8 protein-coding genes are annotated in these 20,620 nt (G+C 36.2%); all 8 read left to right on the top strand.

The genetic code is table 11. The features are described from left to right. Positions 1–157: 157 nt before the first annotated feature. The 8 genes from K5R64_RS12640 to K5R64_RS12605 all read left to right on the top strand — a co-directional run bounded on the left by K5R64_RS12640 (position 158) and on the right by K5R64_RS12605 (position 20,428). Positions 158–2,275: an outer membrane beta-barrel protein gene (locus K5R64_RS12640; RefSeq protein ID WP_220763912.1), complete on the top strand. Its 2,118-nt coding sequence runs from the start codon at positions 158–160 to the stop codon at positions 2,273–2,275. A gap of 130 nt (positions 2,276–2,405) precedes the next feature. Beyond that, on the top strand, positions 2,406–6,470 hold the full coding sequence (locus tag K5R64_RS12635; protein ID WP_220763911.1) for a two-component regulator propeller domain-containing protein: 4,065 nt from the start codon (positions 2,406–2,408) through the stop codon (positions 6,468–6,470). 449 nt (positions 6,471–6,919) lie between these two features. After that, complete coding sequence (locus K5R64_RS12630) at positions 6,920–9,556, top strand: carbohydrate-binding protein (protein WP_220763910.1); 2,637 nt, start codon at positions 6,920–6,922, stop codon at positions 9,554–9,556. Positions 9,557–9,577: 21 nt separating this feature from the next. Beyond that, complete coding sequence (locus K5R64_RS12625; RefSeq protein ID WP_220763908.1) at positions 9,578–11,791, top strand: T9SS type A sorting domain-containing protein; 2,214 nt, start codon at positions 9,578–9,580, stop codon at positions 11,789–11,791. A gap of 25 nt (positions 11,792–11,816) precedes the next feature. Continuing rightward, positions 11,817–14,552 (top strand): carbohydrate-binding protein, encoded by a 2,736-nt coding sequence (locus K5R64_RS12620; protein WP_220763906.1) that lies wholly within the window; start codon positions 11,817–11,819, stop codon positions 14,550–14,552. A gap of 156 nt (positions 14,553–14,708) precedes the next feature. After that, positions 14,709–16,328, top strand: coding sequence for a leucine-rich repeat domain-containing protein (locus tag K5R64_RS12615; protein WP_220763905.1), 1,620 nt, complete (start codon positions 14,709–14,711; stop codon positions 16,326–16,328). Between the two features lie 165 nt (positions 16,329–16,493). Further along, a complete protein-coding gene (locus tag K5R64_RS12610; RefSeq protein ID WP_220763904.1) occupies positions 16,494–17,561 on the top strand; it encodes a leucine-rich repeat domain-containing protein in 1,068 nt (355 codons plus the stop codon). Between the two features lie 245 nt (positions 17,562–17,806). Further along, positions 17,807–20,428 (top strand): carbohydrate-binding protein, encoded by a 2,622-nt coding sequence (locus K5R64_RS12605; protein ID WP_220763903.1) that lies wholly within the window; start codon positions 17,807–17,809, stop codon positions 20,426–20,428. Positions 20,429–20,620: the final 192 nt, after the last annotated feature.

Here is a 20,620-nt window from a genome sequence, read left to right as displayed (position 1 = left end):
AGAATCGTAATCTTATCCTCAAACGTATAGAAAAAACATTTGAATCTCTAATAGCCTCTATTTTATATGGTATTTAAAATAGAGGTTCTTTATATAAAAAAAACAAATAGTCACTCTTAACATTATTCTCCTAAAAAAAGATTTTTCGCAACATTACATGAAAACAAAACACCTGATTATTTTTATGACCCTTGGTATTTTTGGGATACTTTCGGCACAAAATACAACCGAACAAGCTATTGAAAAAACAACGGAATTAAATGAAGTTGCAATTGTGAAAACCAAAAAAGCAATTGAACAAAAACCCGACAGAACCATCTTTAGCATTGCCGATCAGCCTCATTTGAATGCGGGTTCCGTATTAGAAGGGATAAAAAAATTACCTGGTTTAATAGCATCGGATATTGCGGGAATGATGTACCAAGGAAAACAACTTGATGTGTTTTTGGACGGAAGGCCACTTAACATTTCAACGACTGAATTGAATGCGTTTTTGGAGGGAATGCCTGCAAACTCCATTGAAAGAATCGAAATCATCACCCAACCTGGAGCCGAATTTCCAGCTACTTCTGGGGGTGCAATTCTTAATATTATTACAAATAGAAACGCTAAAAAATACATAAGTGCCTCCTATAGCAACAGCACGAGTTTTACAAATTATGATGTCATGCGCTGGCGGGTGAACAACAGTATTTTGCTGAATGCTAAAAACAAGTATTTCGGCTGGCAATTAAACATTGGTCAAAATTATAGAGAAAATGCGCTTTGGACTTCGTTAGAAAAAAAGGAAAACAATTCGATGGTTTTGTTGTCTGATACTGATGCAGATAGAATCGGGCGAAATAATTTCATAAAATCGGCCTTGACTTTTGATATTGGGAGAGACAGATTGTTGTTGAATTATGACTTTATCCAAAATAGAAACGGCAGTTATACCCTTGGTAACGGAATAGGGTTTAGTTCCAATGATGTGACTAAAAGCAAAGATTTGCGTCAGGATGTGGTAGCGACGTATCAGAAAAAATTTGACAGCACGACCAAGAAATTAGAATTTAAGTTCAATTACAACAATAATGCTAACCATTTTGAACTGCGTCCTATGGGTGAGAATGAAGCGACCTTGTTAAATACGTCAAATCAAGATTTGTTTAATTTCAAAGTTGATTATTCGCAACCCATCGATTTTTCTGATAACGGAAAGTTGAGTGTGGGCGGTTTGTACGAAGGATTACAATTTGAAGCGACAAATAAAGGAACCAAAAATTTAGACTACCACCGCAATACGGCTGCATCTTATGTAGAATTGCAAACAGAATTTGATAAATTTAATTTTATTGTGGGTGGGCGTGCCGAAAATTATGATATTGAAGGAAAAACTGCTACAGCTGAATTGATTCCGTTTAAACAGTTCCGACTTTTTCCTAACGCAAGTGCACAGTATAACTTCAATGAAAGGATATTTCTGAATCTGAATTACAACAAAAAAATCACTTTGCCAAGTACTTCGGTATTAAATCCAAACAATACCAATTATCAGAATCCTAATATTGATTATTCGGGAAATCCTAATTTGCAACCTACTTTATTTAACAATTATGAAATCAAGTTTAGCGCTTTTGATTATGCCTTTTTGAGTTATAATTTGAGTTCGGCAAGAAATCAGGTAGTCAATAGAGTTACCTTAAACAGTGATAGGGTGAGTAATACCAATGAAAATATTTCGGAGATAAAAATTCATAATTTGAGTTTTGGAATGCCTATCCCTTATATGTTGTTTACCAAAGGAATCGCCGAAACCATCAAAATGAATGTCAATCCAGATACTATGAATTTTTTATATGTGTACTCAGGATACCAATACCATCAAATTCCAAATGTACCTACCAATGGTTTTTGGTTAATGAACTTTATGTCACAAGTAGTGTTGCCTAACAAGATAAAATGCATCGTGAATTACAACTATATTTTTCCTAACGGAAATTATTTCTATTTTGTTCTTGAAAAACCCTTTAGAAATGCCTTGGATTTGAATTTTTCAAAGAAATTTTTAAACGATCAACTTACGGTTTCTATTTATGCGGATGATATTTTGAATACGAATACCAATGCCTTTACGTCGTACGATACGCCTTTGCTTATCAACAGTAAAATGGATACCCGAAAATTTGGTTTCAGTTTGAATTACAAACTGCCTACCAAGAACAAGTTGGCTAGAGAAAATTCCAATGTAATTGAACAAATGAAAAAAGAAAACAATGGGATTATAAATCCATAAGCCCGTCTTAGGGATAAAGCTACTTTATTTTGAAAAAAACAATGTCCTTAGAAGTAATTTTTGATTAACTAATATCCTTTTATGGTTAGCAATTGCTATCTTTAGCTAAGCTAGACCTGATGTAAAATTTATGAAAAAGTTTGTTACACTCTTTATTGTTCTGCATTCCTTAGTTGTTTTACATTGTCAAAACATAAAGTTTGAACATTATAATGACGAGGATGGACTTTCTCATAATTCAGTAAGGCACATTGTACAAGATAACAATGGTTTTTTGTGGTTGGGAACTTTTTCGGGATTAAATCGTTTTGACGGGTATCAGTTCAAAAGTTATTTGAGCGCATCTATTGATAAAAACGGAATGTTCAACGATGATATTACCGCATTAAAGTTTGACAAAAATTCCAATAATCTTTGGATAGGAACCCGAAAAGGACTCACGGTTTTCAATCTCGATACGCAACAATTTAAAACCTATTTGAACGAAAAAGGCAATCCGAATAGTTTGCCTGATCAAGAAATTCGTTCGGTTTATATTGATAAATTCAAACGGGTTTGGGTAGGGACTAAAAATGCCGGTTTGTACTTTTTTTATCCTAATGAAAACAGGTTTGCCAAAATCAATATCAAAGGATTCAATTACGTCAAAGAAATTTTCGAAGATTCCAAAGGCGATATTTGGATAGGGTCTTATGCTTCAGGGGGAGTGGCCAAAATCATTTTGGATTTAAAAGGAGGCATCTCTGATATTTTGACTTATACCCTTACGATACCACATTCTAAAGCGACCAATCCCTATCTTAATTTTATATACGAAGATTTTAAATCGGATATTTTTGTAGGGACTCGCGAGGGGCTGTATAAGTTAGATAATGGGACAAATTCCTTTGTCAACCTCTATATCAAAGATGCTGTAGTAAGAGATAATCTAGGGCCTTATTTTCAGTCGATTGCTCGTGCTCCCGATGGTAAATATTGGGTAGGTACCATAGGCGGTTTATTGGTGTGTAATCAATTAGAAGATATTCAAAAAGGGGAATTTCAGTGGCATTATTCGGTGTTGTCTGACAATACCTCGCTGGTAGATAATTTGATTTCGACCCTTTTTTTTGATACTTCTGGCGTATTGTGGATAGGTACTGAGGACGGATTGGATAAATATGATTCGTTCAAAAATCAGTTTAAGATTAATAAGGATATTTCTCGATACATTGATAATAAAGCACCCCGAATAAGAGGTTTTGCAAAAACATACGATCAAAAAATTATTGTTGTGACAAGACACGACGGACTTTTTATATCCAAAAATAATGGGTTTGCTCCGTTGCACAAAAACAACAATGACCTAGTGAGTATTTATACAGAAGATGGCAAAACTTTCTATTGCGGTTTATGGAACGGGAAAATATTGGTTTATGATTATATTCGTAATGCATCAAAAGTTATCGATGTAGGCTTCAAAAACATTCCTGTTTTTGCCTTTGTAAATTATGATGCACACCGGTTATTAGTAGGGTCTTATGGACAAGGCGCTGTACTGTTGGATAAAAGAACGGGTGTACCAACGACTACTGTAGGCAAAATTCTTCCGGGGTATTTGATTAATAAAGTAACCAAAGACAAAGCAGGCAATGTATGGTTTGCCGCTGATCAAGGATTGGTAAAATACAATGTGAACTCAAGAAAAACCAAGTCCTATGGTCAAAGTTCTAATTCCGATTATGGGTTGCCTCATGTCAATGTAAGTGATGTTGTGGTTGATGCTGCTGGAAGGGTGTGGGCTGCGACTCGTATGGGCTTAGCGATGTATGTTCCTGCCAAAGATAATTTTCAAAAAATAACACAACCCAAAGAAATAAATAACAAGTGGATTACTGATATTGTAGTGGATACCCGTGGTGATTTGTGGTTGAATATGAACAATAACAGCATCGCTAAATACAAAGTAAAACAGAAAAAAGCCAATATTTACAATGTAAATAGCGGGAATAAATTGGATGTTTTTAGTTCCAGTGGTTTTTACAATTTCAATAATTCAAAAATTTATTTGGGTGGAAAAAATGGGGTGATTTTCTTTTCGCCTCACAAAATAAATGAGAACAAGTGGTCTCCTAAACCGATGATTACAGCTTTCAAAATTCAAGATATCGAAATTCTTCCAGGTGTAACGGTCAACGGTCAAAAAATTCTAGAAGAGGATATTAATAAAAATAAAAGCATCGTTCTTAATTACAACAACCGTAATTTTTCCATACAATTTTCGACGCCCTCTTTCACGAATGAGCGATTGAATAAATTCAAATACATGTTAGAAGGTTTTGATACCAATTGGATTGAAACCGATAGCGACTCGAGAACGGTTCAATATACCAATTTGTTTCCCAAAGAGTATGTTTTTAAGATTCAATCCAGTAATAGCGATGGTATTTGGAGTGAAGTGGTTTCGTATCGCATCAAAGTATTACCTACGTTTTGGTTCACCTATACAGGAATGACAATCATATTGATTTTATTAGGTTTGTTGACATATTTTATTGTCAAACAGATTAAATACCGTATCCATTTGAAGCGGGAATTATTAACCGAAAAAATCAGAAGAGAACGCGATGAGAAGTTGAATAATGAAAAACTACGATTTTTTACCAATATCTCACACGAACTCCGAACACCTTTGACCTTAATTTTAGGTCCCGTAAAACAATTGCTGGACCAAGAAAACAGCAGCAGCTTCGAGAAAAGCAGGGTGACTCTCATTTATCAAAATGCGAATCGATTGTTGCGTTTAGTCAATCAGATTTTGGATTTTAGAAGAGCAGAGACAGGGGAGTTAAAACTCAGAGTTGCCAAAGCAGATGTTTTAGTGACCACAAAAGAGATTTTTAATTCTTTTATCGAATTGGCACAATCCAAGAACATTAACTACAATTTGAATGTAGAGGAAGAAACCTTGATGTGCTGGATTGATTTGGATAAATACAGTAAAATTTTGTTCAATCTCCTTTCGAATGCTATGAAGTTTACCAATAATTTCGGGACTATCGATTTGTATATTGGGTTTAAGGAAGGGGACGATAAGACATTGGTGGTCGAAATTAGTGATGATGGTATTGGGATTCCATTTGAAAGTCAAGAAAAAATATTTACCCGTTTTTATCAGGCCAATAACAGTAAGGAAAATACAACTGGAACAGGAATTGGATTGTCTTTTGTAAAGGCTTTAGTCGAAATTTTGAGAGGCGAAATTAGGGTTGAAAGTGAGCCTAATGTAGGAAGTATTTTTACAGTAGAACTGCCTGTGTCTAAACGTATTTTTAAACCAGAAGAAATTGATGAATCGACGAAGGTAGAACCGCCTAAGCCTATCGAGTACAGCTCGAATATATTGATGACTGACCAAAAAGAGCTAAAGCAAATTATAGAAACTAACGAAAATAAAAGCACTGATATAAAGCTGAAAATTCTCATTATTGATGACAATACAGAGCTTAGAAAGTATTTGGTAGATTTTCTCTCCACTTTTTACAAGGTGTATGAAGCTAAAAATGGTAAAGAAGGTTTAGAAGTATGCCGAAAAGTAAAACCCGTTTTGTGTGTGGTAGATGTGATGATGCCCGTGATGGACGGATTCCAGTTTGTGGAAGAGTTAAAAGCAGATGAAAATATCAGTCATACTGCCGTGGTGATGCTTACCGCTTTAGCCGAAAATAAAAACCGCATCAAAGGGTATAAAATAGGTGTAGATGGATACTTGGTAAAACCTTTTGACCCCGCATTACTGAAAACCAGAATCGATAATATTATAAAAATTCAGCTCGATCTTAAACAGCGCTTTTTGGGTGAAATTGAAAGTGATGTTACTAGTTTAGCACACTCACAAATCGATATTGAGTTAATTTCAAAAATCAAACAATTAATAGAAGACAACATCAGTAATCCTGATTTGACTTCGACATTTATTTGTAACGAACTGGCCATGAGTTCCTCAAAATTATACCGAAAAATCAAACAACTTACTGATTTATCAACCAATGAATTTATAAGAACCATACGTTTAAAAAAATCAGCGATTTTATTAAAAACTAAAAATTACAACGTATCAGAGGTTGCATTGATGGTAGGATTCAATGACCCCTTATACTTTAGTAGGTGTTTTAAAAATCAATTTGGTTATTCTCCTAGTAAGTTGATAAAGTAGAAAAATAAAGTTAATGAGGCTAAGGCGTAATTTGGATTTTACAGTAACAAAGAAAGCTAGGAATCTTCGGTTACGAAATCAGAAGGAGAGTCATTGTTACACAAGAAATAGCAATAGTCTTCCAAGTTGAGAAATAGCATCAATATGTTTTGAACACTCCAATAGGAATTTCGGATTGGAAAACTTGAAGTGCGAATGGGGTGCTAGTTGTTTGGTTATTAGTATGTAATGATAGAAGTGTTGCCGAAGTAAAATTTTGGGACACTTTTTTTTGAAATATATTTTTCGTAACTAAAAATCAAATCTATTGCGAAAATGAATTCTATTTTATAATGTAAGACTTATAATTTATACTTTTTTGTTGGTTAATGTAGTAGTATTGTAAATTGGATGAGGCTCTTTTTTCTTCATCAGATTTAGCATATTACTAACCAAACCAAAATTTATAAATGAATAACAAAACTACTAAGCATCCTTATCTAAATCCAATTGTAAAAAAGAAAGCATACCTTTTTTTGTTCTTTTTCTTAATTACGATTTTTTCGATTAATGCCCAATTAGTGCATCCTGGGATATCCCATAAATTATCGGATTTGGAGAGAATGAAATATATGGTTGAAGCTGGTATTGAACCTTGGGCAACTACATTTCAAAATCTTAAAAATAACAGCAAAGCGAAGTACACTTATCCCGTAAATGTAGATCCAGCTATTACCACAGAGTACAACAGTACAAGCGACGCTTGGTTTATTAATGACGGTACGGCGGCTTATTACAATGCCTTGATGTGGTATATCACGGGTGATGCTAGACATGCCGAAAAAGCCATAGAAATTTTTAATCGATGGAAAGGTATTAAAAGAAATACCATGACAGTGCCGCTGAGTTCTGGTCGCATTTGGCGAATTATTGAAGCAGCTGAAATTATCAAACATACTTATAATGGCTGGGCCGCCTCGGATATTCAGGAGTTTAAAGACATGCTGGTTTATCCAGGTTATTCGAGCACCACAGTGCCTACTGCTGCTATAAATAGTGGTGATATTGGCTTTTATTGGAGAGTGTATCAGGGCGATCCAGCCAGACATGGGAATCAAGGTTTGTTCTGCATGAGAACCATGATGGCTATGGCAATCTTTTTAGATAATGAAATTATGTATGATAGGGCTTTGCGTTATTTAAAAGGGAATGCGCATCGTTCGGATGATTTGGCTTATCCGTCGGGACCTCCTATTAACAATAACCAAATAACATCCTGTGAGTATTTTGATGAATTTACCCAAAATGGATTTGCAAACACCATTTCAGATTATGGTTATAACGAAGTTATAAGCAATTATATTTATGAAAATGGTCAGTGTCAAGAATCATCTCGGGATCAAGCGCATGGTTTGGCTGGGGTTTCTACAATAGCGGTTATGTCAGAAATGGCATGGAATCAAGGCGATGATTTATACGGTCATTTAGACAATAGACCGCTTTTAGGGTTAGAGTTTTATTACAAATACAACCTAAGTTTCAGTAACTCTTATCCAGACCAAACAAGCCCATGGGAGCCTTCCGTGGCTTCAGGAGAATATATTGAAAGAACAGATCGTTCGGGTAGATGGAAAGCCTTGAAAATTAATCCCTATCTCGTTTGTAGCGTAGGCACCGAGTTTATAGAACGCGGAAAGCACAACCTCCAACCAGTTTATGAAATGAATTTAGGGCATTATAGAGACCGTTTGGGTTTGCCGAGTGAAAAATACAAATGGTTACAAAGAGGTTTCAATTATTTAACGACACAATCGGGTGTGGAAGGTGAGGGAACCGTAACAGATCACCCAGGATATGGTGGATTAAAGTTTCGTAGAGTGAGTCCCGGAGATCCTATAAGTGGCTTTGAGGCAAATGGACTACCTAGATACAAAATGAATGTGTTGCCAGCGACTATTGAAGCTGAAAACTACGATTATTTTGTGTTAAAAGGAGAAGGTAGAACCTATGGAGATAATACCACAACAAATACAGGGAATCAATATAGAACTGATGAAAATGTTGATATTGAAGTATGTTCCGAAGGAGGCTATAACTTAACCAATATTGAAAGCGGCGAATGGCTTACCTATACCGTAAACGTGCCTTCTAATGGAACTTACGACATTACTATTCGATATGCAGCTGCTAATGGGAATGGTAAAATTAAATTTAACATTGGGGGAGTAGATGTCACAACGGATGTTGCAGTTCCTTTTGGTGCGTCTAATTCCACTGGTTTAACAGATTGGAAAACTTTTAAAGTAGGGAATGCGGTAACGCTTACAAAGGGAGTTCAAGTCATAAGAGTTGTATTTAGTGGTGCCAATAATGCTTTCAAATTAAATAGTTTCACAGTAGCATTAGTTGAGGTAGAGCCAGAGCCCATAAATCTAGCAGTAGCCCACGGAACAGCAACACAATCCACCAATAGACCAAGTGATGGTTTTGCACCCAATGCCATAGATGGAAATGTCAATGGTGTTTTTGGAAACGGTTCTGTAAGTCATACGGGTGGAAATGCTACTGTTGATCCAACGCCATGGTGGAAAGTGGACTTAGGGAATAGTTATAAAATTCAAACTATAAAAATCTACAACCGAACTGATTGTTGTTCTGATAGATTAAACAATTTTACGGTTGAAGTTTTAAATGCTAATGGCAATATAGTTTTTAGTCAGTTTTATGCAACAGCACCTAGTAATGCCTTTACGGTTACTACAGGAAATGTAGTAGGTAAAACAGTAAGAATATCTAAGACATCTTCTACAGCACTTGCGTTGGCAGAAGTTGAAGTTTACGGAATAAATGCAGTGGTATTATCAAATGCAAAACAAGAGTTGCACCAAATCAAACTTTATCCCAACCCAGTAACCAATGTCTTAACCCTAAGCAATGCCGAGGGATGTGAATTAGAGATTAGTAATGTTTTAGGAAAATTAATCTTGAAAACTAAGGTTGAACTTTCGAATCAAACTATTGATATAGCTCACTTTGATAGTGGTGTTTATTTTGTCAAACTTCATAAAAATGGGGTTGTTCATACTATGAAAATAATAAAAAATTAAAACAAACATATTTTAGCTAAGATGAATTCATTGAACAAAAAAAAGCAGTTTTTAAAAGAATATAAAGGTATATTTTTTTTACTAGCGTTCTTATCTGCCACTTTTTCTGCCGTGGGACAAATTACCGTATCAAGTATTGCTGAACTAGCTACTGTTGCTTCACAATCCAACCAAACCATCAAGATGACTCCTGGGGTTTACAATATGATTGATTACTTAACACCAACGGTAATTGCGAATAACACTCCTGCCGATTCTTATGGCAGAAGGGCAATGATTTTGTTTAGTGGTAGCAATAACATTTTTGACTTAACAGGGGTTACTATTAATGTAGATACCGCTTTATTAAATGATTTAGGTTCAAATGTTATCGAATTTCATTTAGCGGGTAACAACATTAATTTTAAAGGCTTGACGGTTACAGATATTGGTAATAGCCCAACAGCCAGTGGAGGACAGTCCATGGTAGTCTCAGGAAATGATATTGTTGTCGAGAATGTGCGACTGAATATGAGCGGTTCTTCGCCTTATGGCTATGGTGATTTACTAGGTAAAGGCGGAGGGAGTTTAGTTCCTATGCGAAAACATAGTGGCTTATTAGTAGGTGGTCTGAATGTTTCTATTATAGGATGTTCTATTTACTCACAATCCTTTGGTCACTTGTTTTTTGTACAAGGCGGACGGAATGTGCTTTTTCAAAATTGTTATGCCGAAGCAGTTACCCGAACAACCGATAGTATGCTAGCTGAAACTTCAGGATTGGCTTATAATAAAAATTTTGAAGCCGTATATCCTAATTATGATGGAAACAAAGTAATTACTCCAGGATATACTAAATCCTTAAGCGAATGTGGGTTTCGCACCTATGGAGAAGGGACTGGAAATACTACTGCGGGAGTAACACTTATTAATTGTACCGCTAGAAATTGCCGTGTGGGATTTGCTCTTGAAGTGGGTGGGCCAATTTTAGTTCAAAATTGTGAAGCCACAGGGTGTGAAGCGGGTTATAATATATATGAAGGGGTTATCGAAAACAGTCGTGGGGATGCCGTGAATGGTCCTTTGCTATATTTGAGTGGTACAGGAACAGAAGTGGAGTTAGAATTAATGCCAACGCTTCCTACCACGACTTTACATGCACTAGCCACCATTTCGGGAACCAATCATAAAGTGACTTTCAAAAAATGGCAGAATACTACCAGAGCCCAACAACATAAAATTATTGTAGGAGGTACAAGACCTACAGGAACTAATCCTTTTTCGCCTCTCGGTTCTGAAAACACCTCAGGAATCATTTTAAACAATTGTACCGAAATGCCTGTAGAGGTGTTGTCAAAAGCAAGTTCCTCTACGATTAATAGTAATGGAACGGTTACCAATAATGGGACAGGAATTACCTTGGGCACTCCCGTATGTCAAAATACCTACCTAGAAGGTTTAATAGATGAACCTTTTGAAATTGCTGCCAATTCCCAAAATCCAGACCCTTTTTATGGGTGGAATCCTGATGTTTCGGGAACCTTTGGGGTAATGACTATTGATGAGGCCAACAAACAGTTGGTCTGTACATTTGAAAATAATGGTGCGGATTATATTCGCTTTTATTGGCGAAAAACCAATCCAAGCAACCATAAACTCAACCCTGCGAACTATCCCATTTTAGCAATGAAAGGAGAGCGTCCGGATACCTATGCTAATTTTGTACTTATCATGAACAATACCTCTGGTAGTGCGACTCAGTTTAAGGATGGCGCATCTGTTAATGGAGTTGAAACATTGGCTTACTCTAAACTTTTACCAGGTACAACAGATGTTTATTATTGGGATTTGTCAACCTTGATACCTGCGAATCAAGTATGGAGTCTCAGCGGATTTAATTGTGTGGATACTAAAGAGGTGAATCCTATATCCGTAATGAAATTGGATTATATCAAAACATTTACCAGTCTTAATGCTTTGAAAGGGTATGCAAATGTATTGAGTACAACCGACCACAATTTTGTCAAAAACCAATTAAATGTCTATCCTAACCCGTCATCTGATAGTAATTTTTCTGTAAAAACTTCCAATGTTCCCATACAAAACATTAAAATATATTCGGTTTTAGGAGTGCTAGTTTTTGAGAAAAATTATAGTGAGGATTCTGAAGACAATACTATTCAACACAACTTAAAAGCAGGAGTTTATATTGTAACAGTAAACAATACGCATACTGCTAAATTAATAATCAACTAATCTTAAATCATAACCAAAAAGTCAAATGAAACCCATAAAAAAAATAGCGAATTTCTTTTTTTTAATGCTTTTCTGTGTCGGCATTCCTTTAGGAGGCTATGCACAAACAACGGTAAATTCACTAGCTCAATTATTACCTTATTTAGATGATAATGGAGTAAATATTGTGATGACACCAGGAACTTATTCGATTACAGAAGCGGATATTGATAACGGTTTGTATGGAACGGTACATCCTTTATTTACGGATAATACAATGTTGCTCCATTTTTCAGGCTCTAATAGTACTTATGATTTTACAGGAGTCAAAATCAATATTGATACGAAGGTTTTTACCAAATTTGGAAGTAATCACGTGAATGAAATTCATGTGACTGGTTCGAATGTGGTGATAAAAAACCTTACAATGGAAGATATTGGATGGACCAAACCCAATAAAACAGCCTTAGGAATTGCATTGGATGGTATTGGAAACAGATTAGAAGGAATACACATGACCGTTAGAGGGTCGTATCCTTATGGGTACGGTGATATGTTTGGTAAAGGCTCTGGAGCGGTTATAGGACATAACAAACATGCAGCGATATTGGTAAGAGGCGAAAACAATCATGTTAAAAACTGTACCATTATGCATCACGCTTACGGTCACGGAATTTTTGTACAAGGTGGAATTAATACCACAGTTGAAGGGTGCTATTTAGAAGGAGAATTACGAACGACTGATGATGTTTTGGCGGAAGCAGGAACAGGCTCACCAGCTGATTTGGTAAACTTTATGACGGTTTATGGATATACAGTCCCTGCGGGTTGGATGTTTAGCAAGCAAGAAGATGGTATTCGTGCGTATAATGATGGCCCTCATTGGCAAACAGGGGTTACGACCAGTACGTCAAATATGAATGTGATAGATTGTACCGTAAAAAGAATGCGCTCGGGTGTGGTTATTGGTTTTGCTAATAATACCAAATATGTCAACAATTGTACGACTATCGAATGCGAAACACAGTACAGTGTGGGGTCTGGTGCTACAGTAGTTAATTCAAGAGGGGATACTAAATACGGACCTTTGTATGTAGATGAATATGATTCGGATAAAAACAATACGGTGGATTTAACCGTTCTTAGCAACGAAGGGGCTTATGGAAATAATATGTTGGCGTACATTGGTGGCGAAGGCCATACCTTAAACTTTAGAAATACACAATCCTACGCTAATGACCAAATGGATATTGTTTTATCAGGGGATCGCCGAGGATTGCGATTTGGTTCTACCAATCCTACTGGTTTTTCATCTTCGAATGTGAAACTGAATAACTATACAAGTAATCCCATTTTGAGTGGTGTTAAGAGTACTAACAATACCATTAAATCGTGTGGAACAGTAACTAATACAGGGAGTAATAATACGATTTCTTCGCTTAGTTGTACTGCTTCGAGCTTGTATTTTGAAGCAGAAAATTATACGGCTATGAATGGGGTGCAAGTGGAAACGACCGCTGATGTAAATGGGGTTCAAAATGTCAAGAATATTGAGGCTGGTGACTGGATGGAATACGCCATTAATGTGCCTTCTACGGGAGTTTATAGCTTCAATTACCGTGTGGCGAGTCAGTCTGGTGGAGGGGTTGTTTTGATTCAGTCCCAAGGGAATACCTTGGCCACAGCCACAATTAATGCAACAGGAGGGGTACAAACGTGGACTACCTTGAGTACGTCAATATCGTTAACGGCAGGTTTACAAACCATCCGTTTGTATGCACAAGCAGGTGGATGGAATATCAACTGGTTTGATTTGAACTTGCAAGGTACTGCTAATGTGCCTGTACAATGGGTGTCTATTGCTCCGTATAAAATGCAATTGAATGTAGGAGCTACACAACAGCTCACCACTCAGGTGTATCCTGCCAATGCGACCAATACGAATGTAATTTATGTTAGTGCCGATCCTTCCATTGCAACCGTTAGTGCTTCAGGTTTAGTGACAGCAAAAAAATTGGGTACTACTTTTATAAATTGTTATTCTGTTGATGGGAATTTAATGGATACGAGTTATGTAACGACTACTTATTCAACGGAAAATAATCTAGCACTATCCAGTAATGGAGGTGTAGCAAGTCAATCAACTACTGCCTATGGAGGAGTAGCCGAAAGAGCCAATGATGGAAACACAAATGGAGATTTTTCTAAGAATTCTGTAACGCATACCGAACATGGAACGAATGGTTCTAATACTTTAAAATGGTGGAAGGTTGATTTAGGAGCCAACAAAACCATCTGGGATATTGTGGTGTACAACCGTACAGGAAGCAACTATGGAGATCGACTGAATAATTTTACGGTTGAGGTGCTCAATGCCAATGGAGAAGTTACTTTTTCGCGATTGATTACAACACCACCTAGTCCGTCTATTGTGATAAGTACAGGAGATGTAGTGGGTAAAGTGGTTCGAGTTTCAAAAACCTCAGATTATGGTTTAACCTTAGCTGAGGTAGAGGTATATGGTACAAGCACATTGGGTATAGAAGATAAAAATGTATCACAAGTGAAACTCTATCCTAATCCTGTCAACGATAGTTTTGTGGTGTTGGAACAGGCTGGAGCAGTGATGGAAATCTATACGGTTTTGGGGGAATTGGTGCTGCAAAAAAACATTGATTCAGACGAATGTGTAATTGATAGTAGTCGGTTTGCAAATGGTGTATATTTTATAAAAATTAAGAAAGAGGATAAGATATATGATGCAAAAATCTTAAAAAGATAAAAACTACACAATCTGAGTTGTTAAAAGCTAAAAAAGTGCCTTTTCGTTAAGAAAATGGCACTTTTTTTATAGGATTTGAGTGATAATTTATCTAATAAATCCTTAGATGTAAGTAATATAGCAGTCTATTATTAACTAATTTTAACAACTTTAATTATGAAAAAAACTTTACTAGTATTAGGGATTACCCTATTTACTTTAACCGTTTGCCAAGCGCAAGCAGTAGGAGACACTTTTACTGATGGTGATTTTACGTACAAAGTAACTTCAGTAGCTCCAAATGAAGTAACAGTGACAGGTACTACAAGTGCTGCAACCACTTTAAGTATTCCTGCAACGGCATCAGATGCGATTCCTACTGTCTATTCAGTAACTTCTATTGGAACTCATATTGCTTCAGCGGGTGGTCCTGAAGGAGCTTTTGAAGCAAAAACGGCTATTACTGCAATTACTCTTCCAAGTACAGTAACAACGATAGGTTATGATGCTTTCAGAGGATGTACAGCATTAGCTACGGTTAATCTTGACAATATTACTACGGTATTAGGAAGTGCATTTCAGTCAAGTGGTCTTACTTCAACAATTCCAAGTGGTTTGGCAGTGATTGGAGCATCAGCTTTTCAGGGGTCAAAAATTACATCGCTTACGCTTTCTAATCCTGCACTCACAACAGTGGGTACTGCGGCTTTTAGAGATTGTTTATCCTTAGTCACAGCTAATTTGACGAATTCAGGATTAACTTCATTGTCTAATACGATGTTTCAAGGATGTTCGGAACTTACAACACTGTCGCTTCCTACTACAGTTACTTCCTTAATATTAGCATGTGTAAAAAACTGTCCTAAATTGGTGAATTTGACCATTCCAGCGGCTTCAATTACGATGATTGATGGTAGTGCGTTTTACGGTTGTACAGGTTTGACCAGTATTCCAAATTTAGAAAACGTGACTTCAATTGGAGGTTCAGGATTTTGGGGCTGTACTAATTTGGAAAGTTTGTCGGTTTCGAGTGCTTTAACAACGATAGGTGATAATGCATTTCAAAATTGCACAAAACTGACTGCAATTAATACCTCTGGAGTAACTACAATTGGGGCAAATGCTTTTAGAGATTGTAATGCCATAACTTCTTTGGATTTGAATAAGGTAACAGCGATTGGATCAAATGGATTGGGTCGTATGACAGGACTTACAACCATAAACCTTCCTAAAGTTCAAACAATCGCAGACTATGCATTTGTGTATGATACAAATTTAACTGAAATAAATATAGGAAATGCACTTACCTCAATTGGAACCAATGCATTGTATTCTATTGGGAAATTAGCGACTCTTAAAGTAAATGTCGCAACTCCTGTCCTTCCACTAGCTGCTTTTGTAACAGGAGGTACTCCAAAAACACCAATTGGTATCGGAACTTTGGCTAAATTATACGTCCCTGTAGGTGCTAAACCTGCATATGTAGCAGCGACAGGCTGGTCTGCTTTTTTAGATGCTAATATCATCGAAGACCCAACGTTGAGTACCAAAAACTTTCAATTGGAAAGCAATTGGGATTTTTACCCTAATCCAACCAAAGAGTTGATTACTGTAAAAAGCAAACAATCTGAAAAAGCAGCTATTGCTGTTTATGACCTTAACGGGAGAGTGGTTTTACAACAAGAAGTAACTGATTCAGAGTCACAAATTAACTTGTCAAATGTGTCTTCAGGAATCTACTTGTTTAAGGTTAAAACAGATACTGGAGAGTTTGTAAAACGAATCGTAAAACAATAATTTATAGCATTTAATTTCATATTGTCAAATTTATTTTAAAAGCGCCTATTTCGTTGAAAAATGGGCGCTTTTTTATAGGTTTTGAATGATAATTGATAGTGTAAATGTTAGATTTTGAATAATATCGCATAGTGAATTTAAACAACTAACTTAAACATTTTATTTATGAAAAAAACTTTACTATTATGGATTGTCATGTTGGTAACAGGGACAATTAGTGCGCAAACTTTTAATGATGGTACATTCAATTACAATGTAATTGATGTAACTAATAACTATTGCGAAGTTACAGGGTGGTCAGTATTTCCAAGTGCTCCAGTTGATGTCGTTATACCAGGTACTGTTATGAATTTAGGAATAACATATACTGTTAAACAAATTGGTAATGGTGCATTTAGTGCTCATGCTACTAGCGGGACTGGAAGAAATCCAGCAAATACGAATGTGAGAACTGTAACATTACCACCTTCTGTTACGACATTGTCAGCTCACTCATTTAGAACTAACCCAAATTTGACCTCAATCAATTTGGATCATATTGTTGATTCGGGTTCTAATACTTTTGCCAATTGTACTGGTTTGACAGGAGAAATGAATTTACCTGCTTGTACTACTTTTGGAGATTATACTTTTGTGTTTTGTACTAATATCACAAAAGTAAATATTCCTATTGCAACAATTATCGGTGAAGGAGCATTAAGAGAAACGGGAATTACAAGTATGAATATACCAGCTTCGGTAAGTTCTATTAAAGGACAACTTTTTAGAGGATGTGCAGCCTTGACTGAAGTGACAGTGAAATGGGCGAATCCTGCTAGTGTTACATTTACTACGGGGACTTATACTACCACTACTTGGCAAGCTATAACTCCTACGAATGTAAAGATTTATGTACCTGCAGGTACGAAAAGTACTTATGAAACTACTCAACCTTGGCTTCAAGTAGGAGCAGCTAACATCATAGAAAGCGCACCGTTAAGTACACACAATGTAGAAAAAGAATTAGGAGCTGTTGTTTATCCAAATCCAACAACAGGAAATGTAACTTTAAAAATGGATTCGGCGAATGCTGTGGATGTAATTGTGTATGATTTGAATGGTAAAGCTTTGTTGACTAAAAAAGTAAATGATGCACAATCAGAAATCAATCTTTCAGGCTTAAATACAGGAATCTATTTATTTAATGTGAAAACTGAAAATGGCGAATTCACAAAACGTATTGTAAAACAATAATTTACAAAATGTAATTTTAAATTGTCAATTTTTTGAAAAACACTCATTTCATTTTGAAATGGGTGTTTTTTTATATGTTTTGAATGGGAATTAATAGTACAAATGTTATATTTTGAATAATATCGTAAGGTGATTTAGCTAACGAAAATTATTTTTTTTCATGGACAAAAATACTTAAGTGTTTAAGAAGATTACTGCAATTTGCTAGTTTATAATTAATTAACCAAAATACCAAAAACCAAAAAATGAACCATTTGAGAATTCAAAAAAGGCTTTCCTTGAAAGGAGGGCAGCTCTATTATTTGTTTCTGCTTTTATGTTTAACAATTTCAGTTCAGGCACAAATGGTGCATCCGGGATTGTCACACAAAAAATCAGATTTGGACCGTATGAAATATATGGTACAGGCTAAAATTGAACCATATTATTCATCCTACATTGATATGATTGGTAAAACGCAAGCAAGTTATAATTATCAAGTGCTAGGGAACCCCTCTTTAAAAGAGATTTATCGCGATGCGCCAAAAACCAATTTAACGATTTTCGAGAGCGACAGTCGTGCGGCCTATTACAACGCATTGCGTTGGTATATCGAAGGAGACGAACGTCATGCGCAAAAGGCTGTGGAATGTTTAAATGCATGGACAGGATTAACTTACGTTCAGTACAATGGAACAGCTGCCTTAACTTCAAATGTTATAATTATTATGCTTGAAGCAGCTGAGCTCATAAAAAGCACGTATCCAGGTTGGACAGCTACTGATATCCAAAAATTTAAAGATATGTTGGTGTATCCCGGCTATTCGAATACTACGATTCCGTCAAATTTAAGTACAGATGGTACTTGGTATTGGCGCGCATACAAGTTTGATCCTGTTCGTGCGGGTAATCAGGAATTGTGTGGTATTAGAACGACCATGGCTATTGGCGTATTTCTTGACGATGAAAGAATATATGATCGTGCATGGCGGTATATAAATATGATGCCTGGTCGTGAGGATGATATTCCATTTCCTAAAGGGCCACATGTACAAACCACGGTGATTGACGAAAATAAATATCGAATAGCTTACAACATGACTGAATTAGCAACAGAACCTAATTTTTACGGTAATGGTGCTTTGACTAATTATGTTTGGGAAAATGGCCAGTGCCAAGAAAGTTCAAGAGACCAAGGACATACTGCTTTTGGTTTAGGTGTGCTCTCTTCGATTGCCGAAATAGCTTGGAATCAAGGAGACGACCTTTGGGGGAAGGTAAACAATAGAATATTGTTAGGTTTAGAATATACATTAAAGTACAATGTTTCCTATGTTAAGTCTTATCCTGATCAAACTACACCTTGGGAACCTACTGCAGCATCAGGGGAATTCATACAGCGTAATGATGCCACATTGCGTACAAAATCATTGGCAATTTGTCCTGTTGTAGATAATTGTGAAACCTGTTTAACACGAGGTACTTTTAAGAATGAAGACACTTGGGAGTTGCCTATTGCACACTACATAGGAAGAGGATTAAATAATCCAGAAGACGCCAAATGGACTATTCGAGCTAGGGATTACTCTATTGTTGCAAATGGAAGGTATGAAACAGGGCCATCAGGTGGAGCTTATGTTGGTTTTGGCGGATTGTCATTTCGTCGTCCCGATTATTGTTTTGGAGATCCTATAAGAGGTTTTGATTCCTCAGGTTTGCCTAATTATGCGATGAATGTTTTGCCAATGACGATCGAAGCTGAAAACTTTGATTATTTTGTAACTGATGGTGAAAACCGAACCTATTATGACACCACACCCGTAAATTCAGGAGGTACCTATCGTCTCAATGAGCATGTGGATATTAAAGCCTGCAGTGAAGGGGGAAATGCTATTACCAATATTGCATCAGGTGAATGGCTTACTTATACCGTGAGCGTACCGTCAAATGGAACGTATGATATTGCCATACGATATGCTGCTGCCAACGGAAATGGTAAAATTAAATTTAATTTTGGAGGGACTGATGTGACTACTGAAGTGGCGGTGCCTTTTGGAGCTTCCCATTCCACAAGTTTAACCGATTGGAAAGATTTTTTCGTTATTAGAGGCGTTCGATTATCAAAAGGAGTACAGGCGATGAAAGTTTTATTCAGTGGAGCCGATAGTTCATTTGAATTAAATACGATTTCTGTGGCACTTGTACAGGCCGATCCAGAAGAAGTAAAACCTGAATTAGTAGGTCGTATTCAAGCCGAAGATTACGAAAAAATGTTCGGAATTCAGACCGAAACAACTAAAGATGTCGATGGTGGTCTAAATGTGGGTTGGATTCATAACGGCGATTGGGCGATGTATCCCAATGTAAGGTTAACAGGTACATCTGTTTTAGAGGTTCGTGTTGCTGGAACAAACACTGGTAATATACAAGTTAGATTGGGTAGTGAAACGGGGACATTAATCGGAACTGTGCCTATCACGAGTACAGGTAATAGTCAAAAATGGCAAACAAAATCAATAAATATAACGGAAACAAATGGCGCTCATGATGTGTATTTGGTTTTTACTGGTGGAAGTGGCTATCTTTTTAATATCAATTGGTTTGAGTTCAAGAATCCAAACTTAGCAACAACGGATTTTGATACCGAGTACAGTAGGATTAGGATTCACCCAAATCCAGTTCAAAACACCTTATCGGTTGTCGCTCCTGCTTCAGAATTTAATCAATATACCATATTTGATAGTAGTGGGAAAATAACCTTAAAGGGTAAGATTACAACTGCGCAAGAAACTGAAAATATTGATGTAACCAATCTTTCCAAGGGGCTTTATTTTATTTCATTAGAAGGGCGTAAAACGAAAAAGAAATTTAAGTTTATTAAGAACTAAAATTTTGTGATTTTCTAATAAAAAAAAACACCTAAGAAATAGCTTAAATGAAACAATAACTAATCGACAATACCCAAAAGGGTAAACGATTTTATAATTCATTTTTATACAAGTGAGCTCGATAATGTATCGGGCTCATTTTGTTTAAAGGCATTCAATTTTGAGGTTGTTGTGATACTTTTTTATGCACTG

The organism is Flavobacterium sp. UMI-01 (assembly GCF_019656315.1).
In the GTDB taxonomy this organism is placed as follows: domain Bacteria; phylum Bacteroidota; class Bacteroidia; order Flavobacteriales; family Flavobacteriaceae; genus Flavobacterium.
Note: the sequence above shows the minus strand (reverse complement) of the source record. Positions and strands in the feature narration are given on the sequence as shown.

What these genes read in the sequence shown, in the direction of transcription:
- K5R64_RS12605 (WP_220763903.1), top strand. Translation starts at nt 17,807, where the DNA reads ATGAACCATTTGAGAATTCAAAAAAGGCTTTCCTTGAAAGGAGGGCAG.
- K5R64_RS12635 (WP_220763911.1), top strand. Translation starts at nt 2,406, where the DNA reads ATGAAAAAGTTTGTTACACTCTTTATTGTTCTGCATTCCTTAGTTGTT.
- K5R64_RS12640 (WP_220763912.1), top strand. Translation starts at nt 158, where the DNA reads ATGAAAACAAAACACCTGATTATTTTTATGACCCTTGGTATTTTTGGG.
- K5R64_RS12615 (WP_220763905.1), top strand. Translation starts at nt 14,709, where the DNA reads ATGAAAAAAACTTTACTAGTATTAGGGATTACCCTATTTACTTTAACC.
- K5R64_RS12625 (WP_220763908.1), top strand. Translation starts at nt 9,578, where the DNA reads ATGAATTCATTGAACAAAAAAAAGCAGTTTTTAAAAGAATATAAAGGT.
- K5R64_RS12620 (WP_220763906.1), top strand. Translation starts at nt 11,817, where the DNA reads ATGAAACCCATAAAAAAAATAGCGAATTTCTTTTTTTTAATGCTTTTC.
- K5R64_RS12630 (WP_220763910.1), top strand. Translation starts at nt 6,920, where the DNA reads ATGAATAACAAAACTACTAAGCATCCTTATCTAAATCCAATTGTAAAA.
- K5R64_RS12610 (WP_220763904.1), top strand. Translation starts at nt 16,494, where the DNA reads ATGAAAAAAACTTTACTATTATGGATTGTCATGTTGGTAACAGGGACA.